18 protein-coding genes are annotated in these 16232 nt (G+C 75.6%); 8 read left to right on the top strand and 10 right to left on the bottom strand.

Annotated elements, in window-relative coordinates; genetic code table 11:
• Nucleotides 1-1155, bottom strand: a 1155-nt coding sequence (locus tag WCS02_RS09090) for a sensor histidine kinase (RefSeq protein WP_340292226.1), incomplete at its 3' end; no start/stop codon positions are given.
• A gap of 184 nt (nt 1156-1339) precedes the next feature.
• On the opposite strand from WCS02_RS09090, the gene WCS02_RS09085 reads away from it, so the two are divergent.
• From WCS02_RS09085 to WCS02_RS09075, 3 genes are all read left to right on the top strand, one after another.
• The gene (locus WCS02_RS09085) at nt 1340-2116 is read left to right on the top strand and encodes an ABC transporter ATP-binding protein (protein ID WP_340292224.1); all 777 of its coding nucleotides are present in this window, start codon (nt 1340-1342) and stop codon (nt 2114-2116) included.
• Complete coding sequence (locus WCS02_RS09080; RefSeq protein WP_340292222.1) at nt 2113-2970, top strand: hypothetical protein; 858 nt, start codon at nt 2113-2115, stop codon at nt 2968-2970. The genes WCS02_RS09085 and WCS02_RS09080 overlap by 4 nt, the downstream gene beginning before the upstream one ends.
• Nucleotides 2971-3074: 104 nt before the next feature.
• The gene (locus WCS02_RS09075) at nt 3075-3569 is read left to right on the top strand and encodes a septum formation family protein (RefSeq protein WP_340292219.1); all 495 of its coding nucleotides are present in this window, start codon (nt 3075-3077) and stop codon (nt 3567-3569) included.
• A gap of 58 nt (nt 3570-3627) precedes the next feature.
• On the opposite strand, the gene ddaH is transcribed toward WCS02_RS09075, so the two are convergent.
• Nucleotides 3628-4473, bottom strand: coding sequence for a dimethylargininase (gene ddaH / locus WCS02_RS09070; RefSeq protein ID WP_376983998.1), 846 nt, complete (start codon nt 4471-4473; stop codon nt 3628-3630).
• Between the two features lie 128 nt (nt 4474-4601).
• Here ddaH and WCS02_RS09065 point away from each other — a divergent pair, with 128 nt between their 5' ends.
• Together WCS02_RS09065 and WCS02_RS09060 are read left to right on the top strand one after the other, a co-directional pair.
• Nucleotides 4602-5039, top strand: a complete 438-nt coding sequence (locus WCS02_RS09065; protein WP_340292215.1) for an Lrp/AsnC family transcriptional regulator — start codon at nt 4602-4604, stop codon at nt 5037-5039.
• Nucleotides 5040-5094: 55 nt separating this feature from the next.
• Nucleotides 5095-5415, top strand: a complete 321-nt coding sequence (locus WCS02_RS09060) for a tetratricopeptide repeat protein (protein WP_340292213.1) — start codon at nt 5095-5097, stop codon at nt 5413-5415.
• 247 nt (nt 5416-5662) lie between these two features.
• Here WCS02_RS09060 and WCS02_RS09055 read toward each other — a convergent pair whose 3' ends face one another.
• Both WCS02_RS09055 and WCS02_RS09050 read right to left on the bottom strand, forming a co-directional pair.
• The gene (locus tag WCS02_RS09055) at nt 5663-6322 is read right to left on the bottom strand and encodes a GNAT family N-acetyltransferase (protein ID WP_340292210.1); all 660 of its coding nucleotides are present in this window, start codon (nt 6320-6322) and stop codon (nt 5663-5665) included.
• Between the two features lie 83 nt (nt 6323-6405).
• Entirely contained in the window at nt 6406-7146 is a 741-nt protein-coding gene (locus WCS02_RS09050) for a CPBP family intramembrane glutamic endopeptidase (RefSeq protein ID WP_340292208.1), read from the bottom strand.
• A 142-nt stretch (nt 7147-7288) separates the two neighbouring features.
• On the opposite strand from WCS02_RS09050, the gene WCS02_RS09045 reads away from it, so the two are divergent.
• From WCS02_RS09045 to WCS02_RS09035, 3 genes are read left to right on the top strand one after another with little or no spacing between them, the layout of a single operon-like run.
• Nucleotides 7289-7567 carry a ubiquitin carboxyl-terminal hydrolase 14 gene (locus WCS02_RS09045; RefSeq protein WP_340292206.1) on the top strand — a complete coding sequence of 93 codons (279 nt, stop codon included), beginning with the start codon at nt 7289-7291 and terminating at the stop codon, nt 7565-7567.
• Nucleotides 7564-9237 carry an NAD(P)/FAD-dependent oxidoreductase gene (locus tag WCS02_RS09040; protein ID WP_340292204.1) on the top strand — a complete coding sequence of 558 codons (1674 nt, stop codon included), beginning with the start codon at nt 7564-7566 and terminating at the stop codon, nt 9235-9237. Before WCS02_RS09045 ends, WCS02_RS09040 begins: the two co-directional genes overlap by 4 nt.
• Nucleotides 9234-10685, top strand: coding sequence for an ATP-binding protein (locus WCS02_RS09035; RefSeq protein ID WP_340292201.1), 1452 nt, complete (start codon nt 9234-9236; stop codon nt 10683-10685). The genes WCS02_RS09040 and WCS02_RS09035 overlap by 4 nt, the downstream gene beginning before the upstream one ends.
• Nucleotides 10686-10756: 71 nt before the next feature.
• Here the strand turns inward: WCS02_RS09035 and WCS02_RS09030 are convergent, their stop codons facing one another.
• The 6 genes from WCS02_RS09030 to WCS02_RS09005 all read right to left on the bottom strand — a co-directional run.
• Nucleotides 10757-11584 (bottom strand): alpha/beta fold hydrolase, encoded by an 828-nt coding sequence (locus WCS02_RS09030; RefSeq protein ID WP_340292199.1) that lies wholly within the window; start codon nt 11582-11584, stop codon nt 10757-10759.
• Between the two features lie 29 nt (nt 11585-11613).
• Nucleotides 11614-12240: a TetR/AcrR family transcriptional regulator gene (locus WCS02_RS09025; protein WP_340292197.1), complete on the bottom strand. Its 627-nt coding sequence runs from the start codon at nt 12238-12240 to the stop codon at nt 11614-11616.
• A complete protein-coding gene (locus WCS02_RS09020; RefSeq protein ID WP_340292195.1) occupies nt 12233-13138 on the bottom strand; it encodes an alpha/beta fold hydrolase in 906 nt (301 codons plus the stop codon). Before WCS02_RS09020 ends, WCS02_RS09025 begins: the two co-directional genes overlap by 8 nt.
• 82 nt (nt 13139-13220) lie before the next feature.
• Nucleotides 13221-13901 carry a superoxide dismutase family protein gene (locus WCS02_RS09015; protein WP_340292194.1) on the bottom strand — a complete coding sequence of 227 codons (681 nt, stop codon included), beginning with the start codon at nt 13899-13901 and terminating at the stop codon, nt 13221-13223.
• A 40-nt stretch (nt 13902-13941) separates the two neighbouring features.
• A complete protein-coding gene (locus WCS02_RS09010; RefSeq protein ID WP_340292193.1) occupies nt 13942-15309 on the bottom strand; it encodes an NAD(P)/FAD-dependent oxidoreductase in 1368 nt (455 codons plus the stop codon).
• A gap of 149 nt (nt 15310-15458) precedes the next feature.
• Nucleotides 15459-16232 (bottom strand): CHAD domain-containing protein (locus WCS02_RS09005; protein ID WP_340292192.1); only part of this gene is annotated, 774 nt, incomplete at its 5' end.

The raw sequence follows: 16232 nt of genomic DNA, 5'->3' as shown, positions 1-16232 counted from the left end.
CGCCCCGCGCGGTGCGCCGGCGCCGGCCGCGGCGATGGCGCCGGGTCGCAGGGAGTTCCGGACCTCCAGCGCCAGCCCGTCGGCGGGGGTGCCGCGCACGCACACGGTGACGGCGGCGCCGCGGCCGTGCTTGCGCGCGTTCGTCAGACCCTCCTGCAGCACCCGGTAGGCCGTGCGCCCCGTCGTGGCCGGCAGCGGCACGTCGGCCAGGTCGACCTCGGCCCGCACGGTGATGCCCGCGGCGCGGGTCTCCTCCAGCAGGCCGTCGAGCTCGTCGAGCGTCGGCTGGGGCCGGGAGGTGGACGTGCCGTCGTCGCTGTCGGTGCCGGCCTCGCCGCCGCGCAGGACACCGATGACCTCGCGCAGGTCGACGAGCGCGCGGTGGGCGTTGTCCCGGATCACCCCGGCGGCCGTCGCCACCTCCTCCGGCGAGGCGTCGCCGCGGTACTCCAGGGCGCCGGCGTGCATGCTCACCAGCGAGATCCGGTGCGCCAGGACGTCGTGCATCTCCCGGGCGATCCGGGTGCGCTCGCCCTGGCGCGCGGCGTCGGCGGCCCGCCGCTGCTCGGCCTCGGCCCGGTCGGCGCGCTCGCGCAGCGTGGCCAGCAGCTGCCGGCGGGCCCGCAGGAACATCCCGAAGCCGATGAGGGCGACGGTCAGGAGGGTGCCGAAGCCGGTGATGGTCAGCCAGGCGAGCCAGCCCATCGTCTCGTCGCCCCACCACAGGACGAAGACCAGCGACGCGACCACGTTGACCGCGCCGACGAGCAGCGCCCACGGCCACCGCCGGTGGACCGCGACGGTGAGGAGCATGACCGTGGCCGGTCCGCCGGCGAAGGCCGACAGCACCGCGGCAAACGCGGTAAGCACGGCGAGGGTGACGGGGTAGCGGCGCCGCCACCACAGTGCGACCAGGCAGGCCAGGCCCAGCACCACGTCGAGCCACAGCTCGGCCTCCGACGGCCGCCGGAACCCGCTGCCCTCCACCGGCACCGTGGACAGGGCGAGGGTGAGCAGCGAGGCGAGCCCGGCGACGAGGAAGACGACCGAGTCGACGACCCAGTCGCGGCGGGTCCGGCGCGCGCGGTGCGGCGACCCGTCGGCGGCCAGCGGTCCGCCGGCCACGGCGGTGCTGGTCGTCCCGGCGAGCGTCACGGGGGGCAGCGTAGGAGCCGGGGACGTCCGTGCGGCAGGGCCGAAGGTCGCTGCGGCCCGGTCCGGAGGTCGATGCCTGCCCCGCCGACCGGACCGTCGCCGGGCGAGGGTCGCGACCGACGGACCTCGGGCCGAGACCGCCGGCCGACGCGGGCGACCGGCCCGCCCGGACAGGCTCGACACCATGATCACCACGGAGAACCTCAGCAAGCGCTACGGCGCCGCCACCGTCGTGGACGACGTGTCGTTCACCTGCCCGCCCGGGACGGTCACCGGGTTCCTCGGCCCGAACGGCGCCGGGAAGTCGACCACCCTGCGCATGCTCTGCGGCCTCAGCACCCCCGACGCCGGCCGGGCCACGGTCGCCGGGGTGCCGTTCCGCCGGCTGCCGAACCCCGGCCGCGTCGTCGGGGTCATGCTCGACGCCTCCGCACAGCACGGCGGGCGCACCGGGCGCGAGACCCTGCGGGTCTCCGCGGACGTCCTCGGTGTCCCCCGCGGCCGGGTGGACGAGATGCTCGACCTCGTCGACCTGGACGGCAGCGCCGCCCGCAAGCGCGTGGGCCGCTACTCCCTGGGGATGCGGCAGCGGCTCGGCCTGGCCCAGGCCCTGCTCGGCGACCCCGAGGTCCTCGTCCTCGACGAGCCCGCGAACGGCCTCGACCCGGACGGCATCCGGTGGATGCGCGGGCTGCTGCGGCAGTTCGCCGACGGCGGCGGCACGGTGCTGCTGTCCTCGCACCTGCTCGGCGAGGTCGCGGCGGTCGCCGACCGGCTCGTCGTCATCGCGGGCGGCACGGTCCGCGCCGCCGGGGAGACCCGGGTGCTGCTGCAGGGCCACGACGACATCGAGGAGTACTACTTCGGCCTCACCGCGGCCGCCCGCCCCCTCCCGACCACGACGTCCCTCCCCATGCCCGCCCCCACGTCCGCCACCTCTCGCGACGGAGCCTCCCGATGAGCACGAGCACGCCCGCCCCGCTGTCCGCCGTCCCCCCGCCCGTCCCCCCGGCCGCGCCCGGCCACGTGGCCCCGACCGGGCCGCCGGCTCGCCGACCGGCCGGCCTCGACGTCCCGGCCCCGCCCCTGCCGCGGCTGGTGGCCGTCGAGCTGCGCAAGGCCGTGGACACGGTCACCGGTCGCTGGCTCCTCGTCGCCACGCTCGTCCTCGTGCTGGGGGCGCTCGCCCTGGGGGCGTCGTTCCCGCCCGCCGGGGAGGACGCCGACCTGCCGTTCCTGCTCACCACGGCCCTGCTGCCGGTGTCGCTGCTCCTGCCGGTGCTCGGGGTGCTGCTGCTGTCGGGGGAGTTCTCCACCCGCAGCGTCCTCACGACCTTCGCGCTCGTGCCGTCGCGCGGACGGGTGGTGGTGGCCAAGACCGCGGCCGCCGTCCTTCTGGCCGTCGCGGGGACCCTGCTCACGGGCGTGCTGACCGTCGCCGCGGCCGGCGTCCTCGACCTCGCGGGCCGGCTCGGCGGCTGGTCGGTCGAGCCTGCCGTGCTGCTGCAGGTGCTCGTCCTGCAGGTGGTCTACGTCCTGGTGGGCGTCGGCTTCGGGCTGCTCTGCCAGAGCACCCCCCTCGCGATCGTCACCTACCTGCTCGTGCCGTCCCTGCTCGCGCCGGTGCTGCTGTTCGTACCCTCGCTGCAGGACGTCGGGGCCTGGGTGGACCTGGGCACCGGGACCGCGCCGCTCATGATGGCCGGCACCCTCGAGGGGGAGCAGTGGGCCAGGGTCGCCAGCGTCACCGCGATCTGGGCGGGCGTCCCGGCCCTGCTGGGCTGGCTGCGGCTGCAGCGGCGCGAGATCGCCTGAGCGGGTGAGGGCGGGCGGGACCCGTCATGCGGGACCGCGGGCGCTGCCACCGTGCAGCCAGAGCCCGCGGTCCCGCGGCGTCCGCCCACGAACCCGAGGTCCCCATGCGCACCCCCGCCCGCCTGCCCGTCCACGTCCTCGCCCTCGCCGCCGGGGCCCTCGTCCTGGCGGGGTGCTCGGCCGCCTCGGAGCCGGAGCGCGACGACGCCGGCGCGATCGTCGCGACCGAGGAGAGCGCGGACGTCTTCGCCATCGCCGTCGGCGACTGCACCAACGACCCCGACGACGGGGCCGATGAGCTGCTGAGCGTCGAGGCCGTGCCGTGCTCCGGCCCGCACGACAACGAGGCGTACCACGCGGAGGACCTGCCCGACGGGGACTTCCCCGGCGAGGAGGAGGTCACCGCCGCGGCCGACGAGATCTGCTTCGACGCCTTCGAACCGTTCGTCGGGCTCGCGTACGAGGACTCGCGGCTGGGCTACGGCTCCCTCACCCCGACCTCGGACAGCTGGGCGGACGGGGACCGCGAGATCCTCTGCCTGGTCGCCGACTACGAGGGCGAGCCGCTGGTCGGCAGCGCCCAGGGCCTCGCCGAGTAGGCGCCGGCGGTCCGGGGCGGACCCGCCGCCCCGGACCCGCCTGGCTCAGCCCCGCAGCTCAGCCCCGCAGCTCCGAGGTGCAGCACTTGGGGCCGCCGCCGCCCTTGAGCAGCTCGCCCAGCTCCACGGGCACCACGACGAAGCCCCGCTGATCGAGCGCGGCGGCCAGGGCGGTCGCGGCGGCCGGCAGCACGACGTGCCGGCCGTCGCTGACGGAGTTCAGGCCCAGCACGAGCGCGTCGGCCTCGGTCGCCTCCAGCCCGTCCGGGAACAGCCGGCGCAGCACGGCCTGCGAGCCGGGCGAGAACGCCCCCGGGTACCAGGCGACCGTGGTGTCGTCGAGCGGGAACAGCGCGGTGTCCAGGTGGTAGAAGCGCGGGTCCACCAGGTCGAGGCTGACGACCGGGCGGCCCGTGCGCTCCTGGATCTCCGCGTGGGCGCCGCGCTGGGTGCGGAAGCCGGTGCCGGCCAGGACCAGGTCGCCGACGACGGTGAGGTCGCCCTCGCCCTCGTGCACGTCCGCGGTGGGCTTCACCTCGCCGAAGCCGGCCGCCTGCAGCCACGCCGCGTGCGCGGGGGCCTCGCCGGCGCGCTCGGGGTGGGCGAACCGCGCGCCGACCGCGTGGCCGTCGACGACGAAGGCCCCGTTGGCCGCGAACACCATGTCGGGCAGGCCGGGGACCGGCTCCAGCTCGAGGACCTCGTGGCCGAGGGCGCGGTAGGTGTCCCGCAGGCCCTCCCACTGCCGCACGGCAAGGGCGGTGTCGACGGCGACGCCCGGGGTCATCCAGGCGTTGATGGCGTACTCCACGGCGAAGTGCACGGGGGAGCACATGAGGAAGCGGCGGCGCACGGCCACGCGCTCGACGGGGGAGGGGTCGGGGGCCAGCAGCTCCCCGGGCATCACGGCGGTCACCCCACGACGGTACGTCCGCGCCGACGCAACCGTCAGGGCCAGTCGGTGCGGTCTGGCGCACGGACCGTGCGTGTGATCGGACATCAGCACCGGTTCGTTGCGTGCAGGATGGGGCTGTGCGCATCGACGACATCGACGAGCAGATCGTGGTCCGCCTCCGCGACGACGGGCGCGCCTCCTTCGCCACCGTGGGGGCCGCGGTCGGGCTGTCGGCGTCCGCGGTTAAGCGGCGGGTGGACCGGATGCTCGACGCCGGCGTCATCACCGGCTTCACCGCGGTCGTCGACCCCGAGGCGCTCGGCTGGACCACCGAGGCCTACGTCGAGCTGTGGTGCGCGCCGAGCTCGACGCCGGCGCAGGTGCTCGCCGTGGCCGCCCGGCACCCGCAGGTGGTGTCCGCCGCGACCATCTCCGGCGAGGCCGACGCGCTCGTCCACGTCCGCGCGACGAGCGTCCACGACTTCGAGCGGGTGCTCGAGCGGATCGGCGCCGACCCCGCCGTGGTCCGCACCAAGAGCGCGATCGTGCTCAGCCGCGGCGTGCTGCGGACCTGAGCCGAGGCCGCTCAGGTACCGGGAAGAAAGCGCCTCCACGCCCGGTTGTGGGGGCATGACCATGCAGCCTGACCTCTATGACGTCGTCACCCGCGGACGGATGTTCCTCGCCGCCGGTGACCCGACGACGGCGGCCGGCATGCTGACGCAGGCCGCTGCCCTCGCGCCCACGGACCGGGCGGTGCACACCGACCTGGCCCGCGCCTGCTTCGACTCCGCCCAGCTCGGGCGGGCCGAGACGGCGTTCCGCACCCTCGTCGAGCTCGACCCGACCGACGCCTGGGCCCGCCGCGGCCTGGCCCGGACCCTGCGCCGGCTGTCCCGCCGTGACGAGGCGTCCGCCCAGGACCGGATCGCCGACGCGCTCGACGCCTGACCGCCTCGACCAGCACGACCAGACGGCCCCCTCCCGCACCGGGAGAGGGCCGTCTGCGTCGGCGTCCTCGTCCGACCGGGCTGGGAGCCGCCAGGTCGTCAAGCTCGCGCCTGAACACCTGTTCAGCCCGGACACACGTTCAGTCCTGACCGTGGACTCGCTGCAGCCCCACCTGTAGGGACCGGGATGACGCAGGCCTGTCCGCCTCGACGCGTCCGGGTCGCTGGGCGGCCTCGGGGGCAGCGACCTACGGCAGCAGCCGCCCCATGAGCAGCGCGCGCTCCGTCCGCTCGAGCACCTCGAAGCCGAGCCGTTCGTAGAACCCCACCGCCCGCTCGTTGCCCGTGCTCACCCCCAGGTGCACGCCGGCCGCGCCCGCCCCGTGCGCGTGCTGCATGAAGCCCTCGAGCAGCCGCCGGCCGAGCCCCTGCCCCTGGACGTGCGGCATCAGGTCGACGTGCAGGTGGGCGGGGTAGGCCTCGACCACGGCGCGGGCGGTCGGCTGCGGCGAGGCGGCCAGCGCCGCCAGCCGGGCGTCGGCCGAGCCCGGCTCCTGGTCGGCCACCGGGTGGCGGGACCGGACGCCGGGCCACCACGCCCGCGTCGCCCAGTCCTCGAACGCCGCCGTGTCGCTGGTGCCGAGCACGTAGCCGCTGACCCCGCCCTCGCGGGTGCCGTCGTCGACGACCAGGCACAGGTCGGGCTCGAAGCGGACGTAGGGCAGGGCGTACACCTCGCCGGGCAGCGACGGGCGCGCGTACAGCGCCGAGCCGTCGCGCCCCTCGTCGGCCGTGGCCAGGCACACGGCCGACAGGCCCGCGTCGTCGGAGCGGCGGTAGGGCCGCACGCTCACGCGCGACGGCGCGCGGCGGGCGGCGCGTCGGGTGGGGGCGGTCAGCCGGCTCATCCGCCCATCATCGCCCCGGGCGCCACCCAGGACGACCGCACGCGCACGCCGCGTAGCCGTCGCGGCGCCCCGAGCACCCAGCCTCAGCCGGTCAGGGCGGCGACCGCGACGAGCGAGGCCAGGACGTTGTTGGTGGCGTGCAGGGCGAGCGGCGCCCACAGGCTGCGGTGGCAAAGCATGAGCACCGCCGCCCCGATCGCCATCCAGAACAGGTACAGGATCGCCACCGGGAGGATGTGGACGGCGGCGAACGCGGCCGACACCAGCAGCACGGCGGCCACCGTGGGGACCCGGCTGACCAGCCAGCCGAGCAGCACCCGGCGGAACACGACCTCCTCCACCAGCGGCAGCAGCAGGACGATGCAGAGCCCGCCGACCACGAGCGACCACGGGGCCGCGGTGAGCGAGGTGGCGAGCAGGTCCGGGTCGGAGGTGGACGCCGACGGGTCCTCCGGCGACAGGCCGAGCAGCGGCCCGAGCGTGGCGGTGAGCAGCAGCCCGACCGTGAGGACCAGCGGCACCTCCCACAGCAGGTGCCACAGCGACCTGGTGCCGCGGACCAGGCCGAGCTCACGGGCACCCCAGCCGCGCCGCCGGACCAGGGCGAACCACAGACCGAGCGCCCCGCCGAGCAGGGACGCCACCAGGCCGAGCGCGGCGTAGGCGACGCCGAGCAGCAGCAGGACCGGGACGAACCCGGCGACCGCCCCGACGAGCATCCCGCCCATGCCGCCGACGACGGTCCACACCACGTCGGACCCGGTGGGCACCGGCAGGTCGTCGGCCGTGCGCGCGGTGAGGGGGGCGTCGGGGGCGGCGGTCACCCGGGCGACCGTACCCACGGGCTCTGCCCTCGGTGAACGGCCGCGGGAGGCCCTGGCGCGCACGCGCGCCCAGGGGTGAGGATCAGCGCGCAGCCGGGCCAGACGGGGTCGCGGCCACGCCGGACGTCCCCCCGGAGGACCCATGAGCACCTGCGCCCACCTCGCCGACACCTCCGCGCCGGTCCCGCCGGCTCCCACCCCGGACGGCTGCGAGGAGTGCCTCGCCTCGGGCAGCCGGTGGGTGCACCTGCGCCAGTGCACCGGCTGCGGCCACGTCGGCTGCTGCGACAGCTCCCCGAACAAGCACGCGACCGCCCACTTCCGCGGCACCGAGCACCCCGTCGTCCGCTCCTACGAGCCGGGCGAGGCCTGGCGCTGGTGCTACGTCGACTCCGAGATCGTGGAGGTGGCCGGCGCGTGAGCCCCGCGAGCGAGCACGTCCCGGTCCTGCTGACCGTCGACGACGACCCGTCCGTGTCCCGCGCCGTCGCGCGCGACCTGCGGCGGCGGTACTCCGAGACCCACCGCGTGGTGCGGGCGGAGTCCGGGGAGCAGGCCATCGAGGCGCTCAAGGAGCTCAAGCTGCGGGGCACCCCGGTCGCGGCGGTGCTCGCGGACTACCGGATGCCGGACATGGACGGCATCCAGTTCCTCGAGCACGCCATGGACCTGTTCCCGCGCGCCCGCCGCGCCCTGCTCACCGCCTACGCCGACACCGACGCCGCGATCCAGGCGATCAACGTCGTCGACGTCGACCACTACCTGCTCAAGCCGTGGGACCCGCCGGAGGAGAAGCTCTACCCCGTCGTCGACGCGCTGCTGGAGTCCTGGGCCGCCTCGCACGAGGAGGCCGTCGAGGGCCTGCGCCTGGTCGGGCACCGGTGGTCCGCGGCCAGCCACGTCGTCCGGGACTTCCTCGCCCGCAACGCCGCCCCGTACCGCTGGGTCCCCGCCGACGAGCCCGAGGGCGTCCGGCTGCTCGAGGCCGCCGGCTGCGACCCGGCCGACGTGCCGCTGCTCGTGGACGCCGCGGGCGGCGCGCACATCAGCCCGGACCTGGCCACCGTCGCCGCGGTCGCCGGTCTGTCGACCACCCCGTCGGAGGACTTCTACGACCTGCTCATCGTCGGCGGCGGGCCCGCCGGGCTGGGCGCGGCCGTCTACGGCGCCTCCGAGGGGCTGCGCACGGTGCTGGTCGAGAAGTCCGCGACCGGCGGGCAGGCCGGTCAGTCCTCCCGGATCGAGAACTACCTCGGCTTCCCCGACGGGGTATCCGGCGGCCAGCTCGCCGACCGCGCCCGCCGGCAGGCCGTCCGGTTCGGCGCCGAGGTGCTCACCGCGCGCGCCGTCGCCGGGCTCGACGTCGACGGCCCGGTCCGCCGGGTCCGGTTCGCCGACGGCACGTCCGTGAGCGCCCGGTCGGTGCTGCTGTCGACCGGGGTGCAGTGGCGCCGCCTGCCCGCCCCCGGCGCCGACGACCTCATCGGCCGGGGCGTCTACTACGGCAGCGCGTCCACCGAGGCCGACGCCTGCGCCGGGCAGCACGTCTACGTGGTCGGCGGGGCCAACAGCGCCGGGCAGGCCGCGGTCTTCTTCTCCCGCTTCGCCGACCGGGTGACGATCCTCGTGCGCGGCAGCTCGCTGCAGGCGTCGATGTCCAGCTACCTCATCGAGCAGGTCGAGGCGATCGACAACCTCGACGTGCGCTGCTGCACCGAGGTGCTCGAGGCGCACGGCACCGACCACCTCGAGGCCCTCACCCTGGGCGACCGGGTGAGCGGCCACACCGAGCGCGTCGAGGCCGGGCACCTGTTCGTCTTCATCGGCGCCGCGCCCCGCACGGAGTGGTTGGACGGCGTAGTCGCCCGCGACAAGGACGGGTTCGTCCTCACCGGGCCGGACCTGCTCGTCGACGGCCACCGGCCCGCGCGCTGGCACGAGCAGCGCGACCCGTACTACCTCGAGTCGTCGGTGCCGGGGGTCTTCGTCGCCGGCGACGTCCGCGCCGCCTCGGTCAAGCGCGTCGCCTCCGCGGTCGGCGAGGGCGCCATGGCCGTCACGCTCGCCCACCGCTACCTGGAGCAGTCATGACCTCTGGCCTGACCCGCGAGCAGCTGCGCGAGCTGTTCCTCTTCGAGGCGCTCACCGACGACCGGCTGGACTTCCTGTCCCAGATGGGCGACGTCATCGACGTCCCCGCCGGGACCGCCGTGTTCCGCGAGGGCGAGCCCGCCGAGTGCTTCTACGTCCTTCTGTCCGGCACCGTGTCCATGACGCGGGTCGTCCAGGGCGACGAGGTGGAGATCACCCGCACCGACCACGTCGGCTCGTACGGCGGCGCCACCCAGGCCTACGTCCGCCCGGAGGAGGCCAAGACCTACTCCGCGACCTTCACCGCCGTGACCGACTGCCGGCTGTTCTCGCTGCCGGGGGCCGCGTTCGCCGCGCTGGTCCGCGAGTGGTTCCCCATGGCCGTGCACCTGCTCGAGGGCCTGTTCCTCGGCATGCAGAACAGCCAGACGGTGATCGGCCAGCGCGAGCGCCTGCTCGCCCTGGGCTCCCTCACCGCCGGGCTCACCCACGAGCTCAACAACCCCGCCGCGGCGGCGGTCCGGGCCACCTCGGCGCTGCGCGAGCGGGTGCGCGCCATGCACCACAAGCTGGCGATGCTCGCCGACGCCACCATCGAGCCCAAGGTCCTCACCGCGCTCGCCGGGCTGCAGGACGAGGCGCTCGCGCAGGCCGGCAAGGGCTCGCGGCTCAGCGCGCTCGCGGCCAGCGACGCCGAGGACGAGCTGGTGGACTGGATGGACACCCGCGACGTGCAGCGCCCGTTCGACCTGGCCCCGCCGCTGGTCGCCGCCGGCATCCGGACCGACTGGCTGGACGGCCTCGCCGACCGGGTCCCGGCGCACCTGCTGGAGTCCGGGCTGCGCTGGATCGTCTACTCGCTGGAGACCGAGCAGCTGATGGCCGAGATCGAGGACGCCACCGGCCGGGTGTCCGCGCTGGTCGGCGCGGCCAAGCAGTACTCGCAGATGGACCGCTCGGCCCAGCAGACCTTCGACGTCCACGATGGGCTCGAGGCGACCATGGTCATGCTCGGGCGCAAGCTGCAGGGGCTGCAGGTGGTGACCGACTTCGACCGCACGCTGCCGTCGGTGCCCGGCTTCCCCGGCGAGCTCAACCAGGTGTGGACGAACCTGCTCGACAACGCCGCCGGGGCGATGGCCGGGCAGGGGACGCTGACGGTCCGCACCGCCAGGGACGGCGACAGCCTGCTCGTCGAGGTCGGCGACACCGGGCCCGGCGTGCCCGAGGAGCTGCAGCGGCGCATCTTCGAGCCGTTCTTCACCACCAAGCCGGTCGGCGAAGGGACGGGCCTGGGCCTGGACATCTCCTTCCGGATCGTCGTCGGGCGCCACGGCGGCGACCTGCGGGTGCACAGCGTCCCGGGCGACACCCGGTTCCAGGTCCGGCTCCCGCTGCGGGCGGCGACCCCGCCGGCCGTCGTCCCCGAGGCGCCGCCGGCGGGCTGACCCGGTCCCTGTCAGCGGCGGGGCCTGGTCAGGAGCATGGCCCGGCCGGGGGGGCCGGACAGGTGAGGCCGTCAGAGGCCGTCGAGGAAGCGGTGCAGCACCGGCAGCAGCAGGTCGGGCTTGCGGGTGGCGTCCATGTGGGTCGTGCCCGGCAGCACGGCCAGCTGCGACCCGGCGACCAGCCGCAGCATGAGCGCCGCGTGGTCGACCGTGGTGAAGTCCCGGTCGCCCTGGACGAACAGCACGGGGCAGCGGACGCCGGCCAGCTCGGCGTCCGACCACCCGGCGAAGAAGCCCTCCTGGGCCTCGTTGAGCTTGAGCATGAACGCGTCGAAGCGTTCCGGGTGGGGCGAGAGCCGCTCGTACTCCGCCCGCATCGCGGCGAAGTCGTCGGCGGTCGGCATGATCGGCGAGGTCGCGTACACCGACGGGTCGCCCAGGTCCGGGTGCAGTCCCTCCTTGCGCACGCTGCCGGACACGGCGACGACCGCGTCCACCCGGTCGGGGTGGCGGACGGCGAGCTCCAGCGCGGTGCCGGCGCCCATGCTGTGCCCGAGCACGGTGGCCCGCTCGTGGCCCAGGGAGTCCAGCACCGCGACGACGTCGCCCGCGTGGGAGGCGTAGGAGACCGGGCGGTCGGTGTCGGCGGTGCGGCCGTGCCCCTGCAGCTCGATGCCGACGACGGTGCGGGTCCGGGCCAGGTCGGGGACCAGCGTGGCGAAGTCCAGGTCGATGGACAGCATCCCGCCGTGGAGCAGGACGAGCGGCGCGCCCTGGCCGTAGGTCTCCACGTACAGCCGGACGCCCTCGTGCTCGACGTACCCGGTGGTGGTCGGCTGGATGGTCGGCTCGTCGGTGGGCTGGGCTGTGGTGCCCGCGGGTGCGTCGGTGGTGGTCATGCCCGTGTGACGTGCGGGGGTCCCGCGACTCATCGGTCGGCAGGCTCCGCGAGGTCGGCGGGGTCGGCGTGCTCCGGCGACATGCCGCGCAGGCCACGGTCGACCATGGCGATGAGCCACTCGTAGCTCTCGTCGACGTCTGCGGAGTACTGGAACCCGCCGGCGGACTCCAGGGTGGCGAAGCCGTGGAAGACGCTGCGCAGCGCGCGCAGGGCGTGGGGCTCGTCCTCCGGGGCGATGTCGTAGCCGCGCAGCACGGCCCGCAGCGGCTCGAGGGCCTCGGCGGCCGCGACCGCGACGGGGTCCGGCTCGTCCCCCGGTCCCACGGCGACGGTCCGCAGCCCGACCGTGGCGCCGTAGCGGCCCGGGTGGGAGGTGACGAAGCCGCGCAGGGCCCGGGCCGCGGCACCGAGGGCCTCGGTGCCCGACCGGCCCTGGATGGCCGCGCCGACCGCGGCGCCGGCCTGCGCCAGGGCGAGGGCGGCGATCCGGCGGGTGAGGTCGCCCTGGCTGGCCACGTGCTTGTAGAGCGACGGGGCGCGGACCCCGACCCGCTCGGCGACCTGGGCGAGGGTGAGGTCGGACCAGCCGATCTCGTCGGCCAGGTCGGCGCCGGCCGCGACGACCGCGGCGGGCGTCAGCCCGGCCCTAGGCACCGGCAGCGCCCGTGGTCGTGGTGGCGGCACCGGTGGCCGTGCTCAGGAACGGCAGGACCAGCGCGAGAACCTCGGCGGGGTGCTGGGCGTGGGGGTAGTGGCCGGAGCCAGGGACGACCTCGAGCCGTCCCAGGCCGGCGGGCAGGGCGGCGACGACGGCCTCGCCCTCGGCGCGCGGGTCGGCCCAGTCGGGGTCCTCCTCGCCCATGACGACCAGGACCGGACATGCGACGCGGGGGAGCGCGGCGCCGGCGTCGGCGGGGGTGCCGCTGCCCATCCCCTTCAGGGCGGCCATCCGGCCCGGCTCGCGGAGCATGGCGGCGACCTGCGCCAGGCGGGCCTCGTGGTCGGCGGGCCGGGAGCCGTGCTCGGTCACCGGGTAGGCGACGTCGAGGTAGCGCGTCCACGACCTCGTGCTGCCGAGCAGCGCGGTGGTGACCATGTGGCGCATCCCGCGGCGGAAGTCGCGGTCGCGCAGCTCGGCCAGGCCCAGGGACTGCGTCTTCGTGAACGGGGCGAGCTCGACCGCGGCGGTGACCAGGTGGGGCGCCGTGGCTGCGGCGACGGTGACGGCCCCGCCGGAGATCGAGTGGCCGACCAGGACCGCCGGCCCGCCCAGGTGCTCGACGAGGGCGACCAGGTCCCCGGCGATGTCCGTGCGCGTGTACGAGGCCCACCCGGTGCTGGACTCCCCGCAGCCGCGCAGGTCCACGGCGGCGACCCGGTAGCCCGCGGCCACCAGGCCCGGCGCCAGGAAGCGGTAGGCGCGGCGGTCGTCGCCCATGCCGTGCGCGAGCACGACCAGCGGACCGGTGCCGGTGACCTCGTAGGCGAGCGTGCCGCCCTCGACGGCGAGGTGCTGGGTGGTCGGGTGGGTCGGGTCCGTGTGCTGGTCCATGGGAGCCTCCGAGCTGGCTAGTGGGTGTAGCCAAAAGCTACGATTATTAGCCGGCCTCGTCAAGCCCCGCGGGCTCGAGGGCTCAGCCGCCGCTGATGACCCCGCAGGCCACCCGGTCGCCGGCGTTGCCGGTGCGCGCGGTGAGGTCCGTCGCGGCGGGGCTCGTCGGCGTGTACTGCGAGGCCGGCACGTTGGCGTAGTTGTCCGGCATGGCGTGGACGATGACGGCCCGGCCCGCGACGTCGGCCGGGGTGAACCGGTCGGTGACGAACGTGGCGCGGGACTCGCCGTCCTCCTGCACGTAGACCACCGGCAGGTCGCCCGCGTGGTCGCCGTGGGTCGCGCCCGGCTGGCTGTAGTGCCCGTCCGCGGAGACGAACCAGGTGCTCGGAGCGGCGGTGGGGTCGGCCACGCACCCGGTGCCGTTGGCCGGGTCGGCGTTGGCGTGCACGTGGAAGCCGTGGAAGGTGTCGCCCGCGGCGGCCAGGTCGTCGGGCATGCGGAGCACCACGCTCACGCGCGTGCCGTCGCGGTCGGCCTGCATCCGGACCGTCCCGACCGCGCGCCCGTCGGCCAGGCGCATCGTCGCCACGTGCCGTCCGCCGGTGGCCCCGGCCTCGCTGCCGCGGTCGAGCGTCGCCGCCGTGACGGACCCGCCCGCCCCGAGCACAGCCACCGTGAGCGCTGCCGCCGTCGTCGAGCTCTTCATCCCGGTCTCCCCGTCGTGGTCCTGCCGGGGCGTCGTCGCACCCGGCAGGACCATCGTGACCCTCGGTGAGGATCTGGGGAAGGGACGGGGCGTGTCAGGCCCGGACGGTCCCGGAGACGTCGTGCTCGCGCTGGTCGCCCGCGCTCTTCTCGGCCCGGTCGATGACCGTCCGCGCGACGATCTGCTGCTTGGTGACGGCGCGCTGCGTCCGGCCGCGGCCGACGAAGCTGATCGCCCAGTGCAGCAGCGTGGTCACCCGGTTCTTGAAGCCGATCAGGTACAGCAGGTGTACGAACAGCCACGCCGCCCACGCGACGAACCCGGTCAGGCGGATCCGGCCGACCTGGGCCACCGCGGCGAACCGGCTGATGGTGGCCATCGAGCCCTTGTCCTTGTAGCGGAACGCGCCGGGGACCGGCCGCCCCGCGACCCGCGCGGCGATGGTGCGGGCCGCGTGCTGGCCGGACTGGATGGCGACCTGGGCCACGCCGGGAAGCTTGTCCAGGCTCATGAGGTCGCCGACGACGAAGACCTCGGGGAAGCCGGGGACGGACGTGTCGGGGGCCACGACGACCCGGCCGGCGCGGTCGGTCTCGGCCCCGGTGCGGGCGGCGACGAGCCGGCCCAGCGGGTTGGCCTCGACGCCGGCCGCCCACATGATCGTCTCGGACTCGATGCGCTTGGTCGCGCCGTCGGGGGTGACGACCGTGAGACCGGTGCCGTCCAGGTCGGTGACGCGGGTCTTGAGCCGCACGTCCACGCCCATCTGGCGCAGCCGGTCCTGGGTGTCGCGCGACAGGTCGGGGTGGAACGGGGGCAGGACGCGGTCGGCGGCGTCGAGCAGGAGGATCCGGCTCGTCGACGGGGCGATGCTGCGGAACTCCCCGCGCAGGGTGCGGTTGGCGAGCTCGGCGATCTGGCCGGCCATCTCCACGCCCGTGGGGCCGGCGCCGACGACGACGAAGGTCAGCGCCCGGGCGACCTCCTCCGGCGTGCTGGCGAGCTCGGCGCGCTCGAAGGCGGTGAAGATGCGCCCGCGCAGCTCGAGCGCGTCGTCCACGGTCTTCATGCCCGGCGCGAACTCGGCGAAGTGGTCGTTGCCGAAGTACGACTGACCGGCGCCCGCGGCGACGACGAGGCTGTCGTAGGGCAGCGTCGTGGTGGTGCCCTCGCCGGCGAAGGTCACGGTGCGCGCCTCGACGTCGACGTCCAGGACGTCGCCGAGCAGGACCCGGGCGTTGGGCTGGCCGCGGAGGATCTCGCGGGTGGCCGGGGCGATCTCGCCCTCCGACAGGATGCCGGTGGCCACCTGATACAGCAGCGGCTGGAACAGGTGGTGGACCGTGCGGCTCACCAGCGTGACGTCGACGTCCTCGTGGGCGAGCTTCTTGACGGCGAACAGCCCGCCGAAGCCGGAGCCGATGACGACGACGCGGTGGCGGGCGGTGGTCTGGGCGCTCATGCGGTGTGTCCTTCCCGAGCCGGGGCGTGCGTCCCGGCCGTGTGGTGGCGGTCGGAGCGACGCTGCTCGGGGTCGTGCGGCCGTGCTTGTGAACCGACGCACAATCTACACCCGCGGCCCCCCGGCGTCACCGCCGGCCCTCGCCCGGGTCAGCGCTCCAGCCAGCGGCGGTGCTTCGCGTGCGCGACCCGCGGCCACACGGCCACGAAGTCCTCCCGGGCGGCGCGGACGTCGTCGCGCTGGGCGGCGTAGAGCACCCCGAGCCCGAACGCCGCCCGGGCGTCCGTGCCGGGGGCCTCGGTCAGCCGGACCAGGGCCGTGGCGGCGACGGCGGCGTCCTGGTGATCGCCGAGCAGCTCGGTGACCCGCTCGACCTGGCGGGCCAGCTTCTTGGCCGGCTTCCCCAGCGCCGGCGCGACGGCCTCGGCGGCGTACCGGACCGCTTTGGCGCTCTTGCGGGCCTCGTGCCAGTCGTCGTCGTGGCCTTCCAGCGTGAGCGCCTCGGCCTCGCGCGCGAGGCGGCGCCACGCCTTCCCGACCAGGGGCGGCAGGGCGTCCGCGCAGGGCTCCTGGGCGGCGTCGGTCGCGGCGGGGGTCGTGGCGGCCTCGACGAGGCGGTCGAGCAGGCGGAGGTAGCGCTCGCTGCCCAGGGCGTCGAGCGCGGCGGTGCGGGAGCCGTCGGCCCCGGTGGCGAGCGTCCGGTCCAGCCACGCCCCGGTGGTCGCGGCGTCCACCTCGGCGGGCAGGTCGCCGAGCGCCGCCTGCAGCCGCTCGGCCAGGACCTCCCCGTCGCGGGCGCCGCCCAGCTCCCCGGCGAGCCAGCCGAGCTCGGCGCGCAGGTCGTCGGCCCAGGCGCGCTGCAGCAGCGGCCGGAACACCCGCAGCCCGCTGCGCAGCCGCCGGGCGGCGACGCGGACCTGGTG

Source organism: Aquipuribacter hungaricus (genome assembly GCF_037860755.1).
Classification (GTDB): Bacteria; Actinomycetota; Actinomycetes; order Actinomycetales; family JBBAYJ01; genus Aquipuribacter; species Aquipuribacter hungaricus.
The sequence above is the reverse complement of the archived record's forward strand: the minus strand, read 5'-3'. Positions and strand labels throughout refer to the sequence as shown.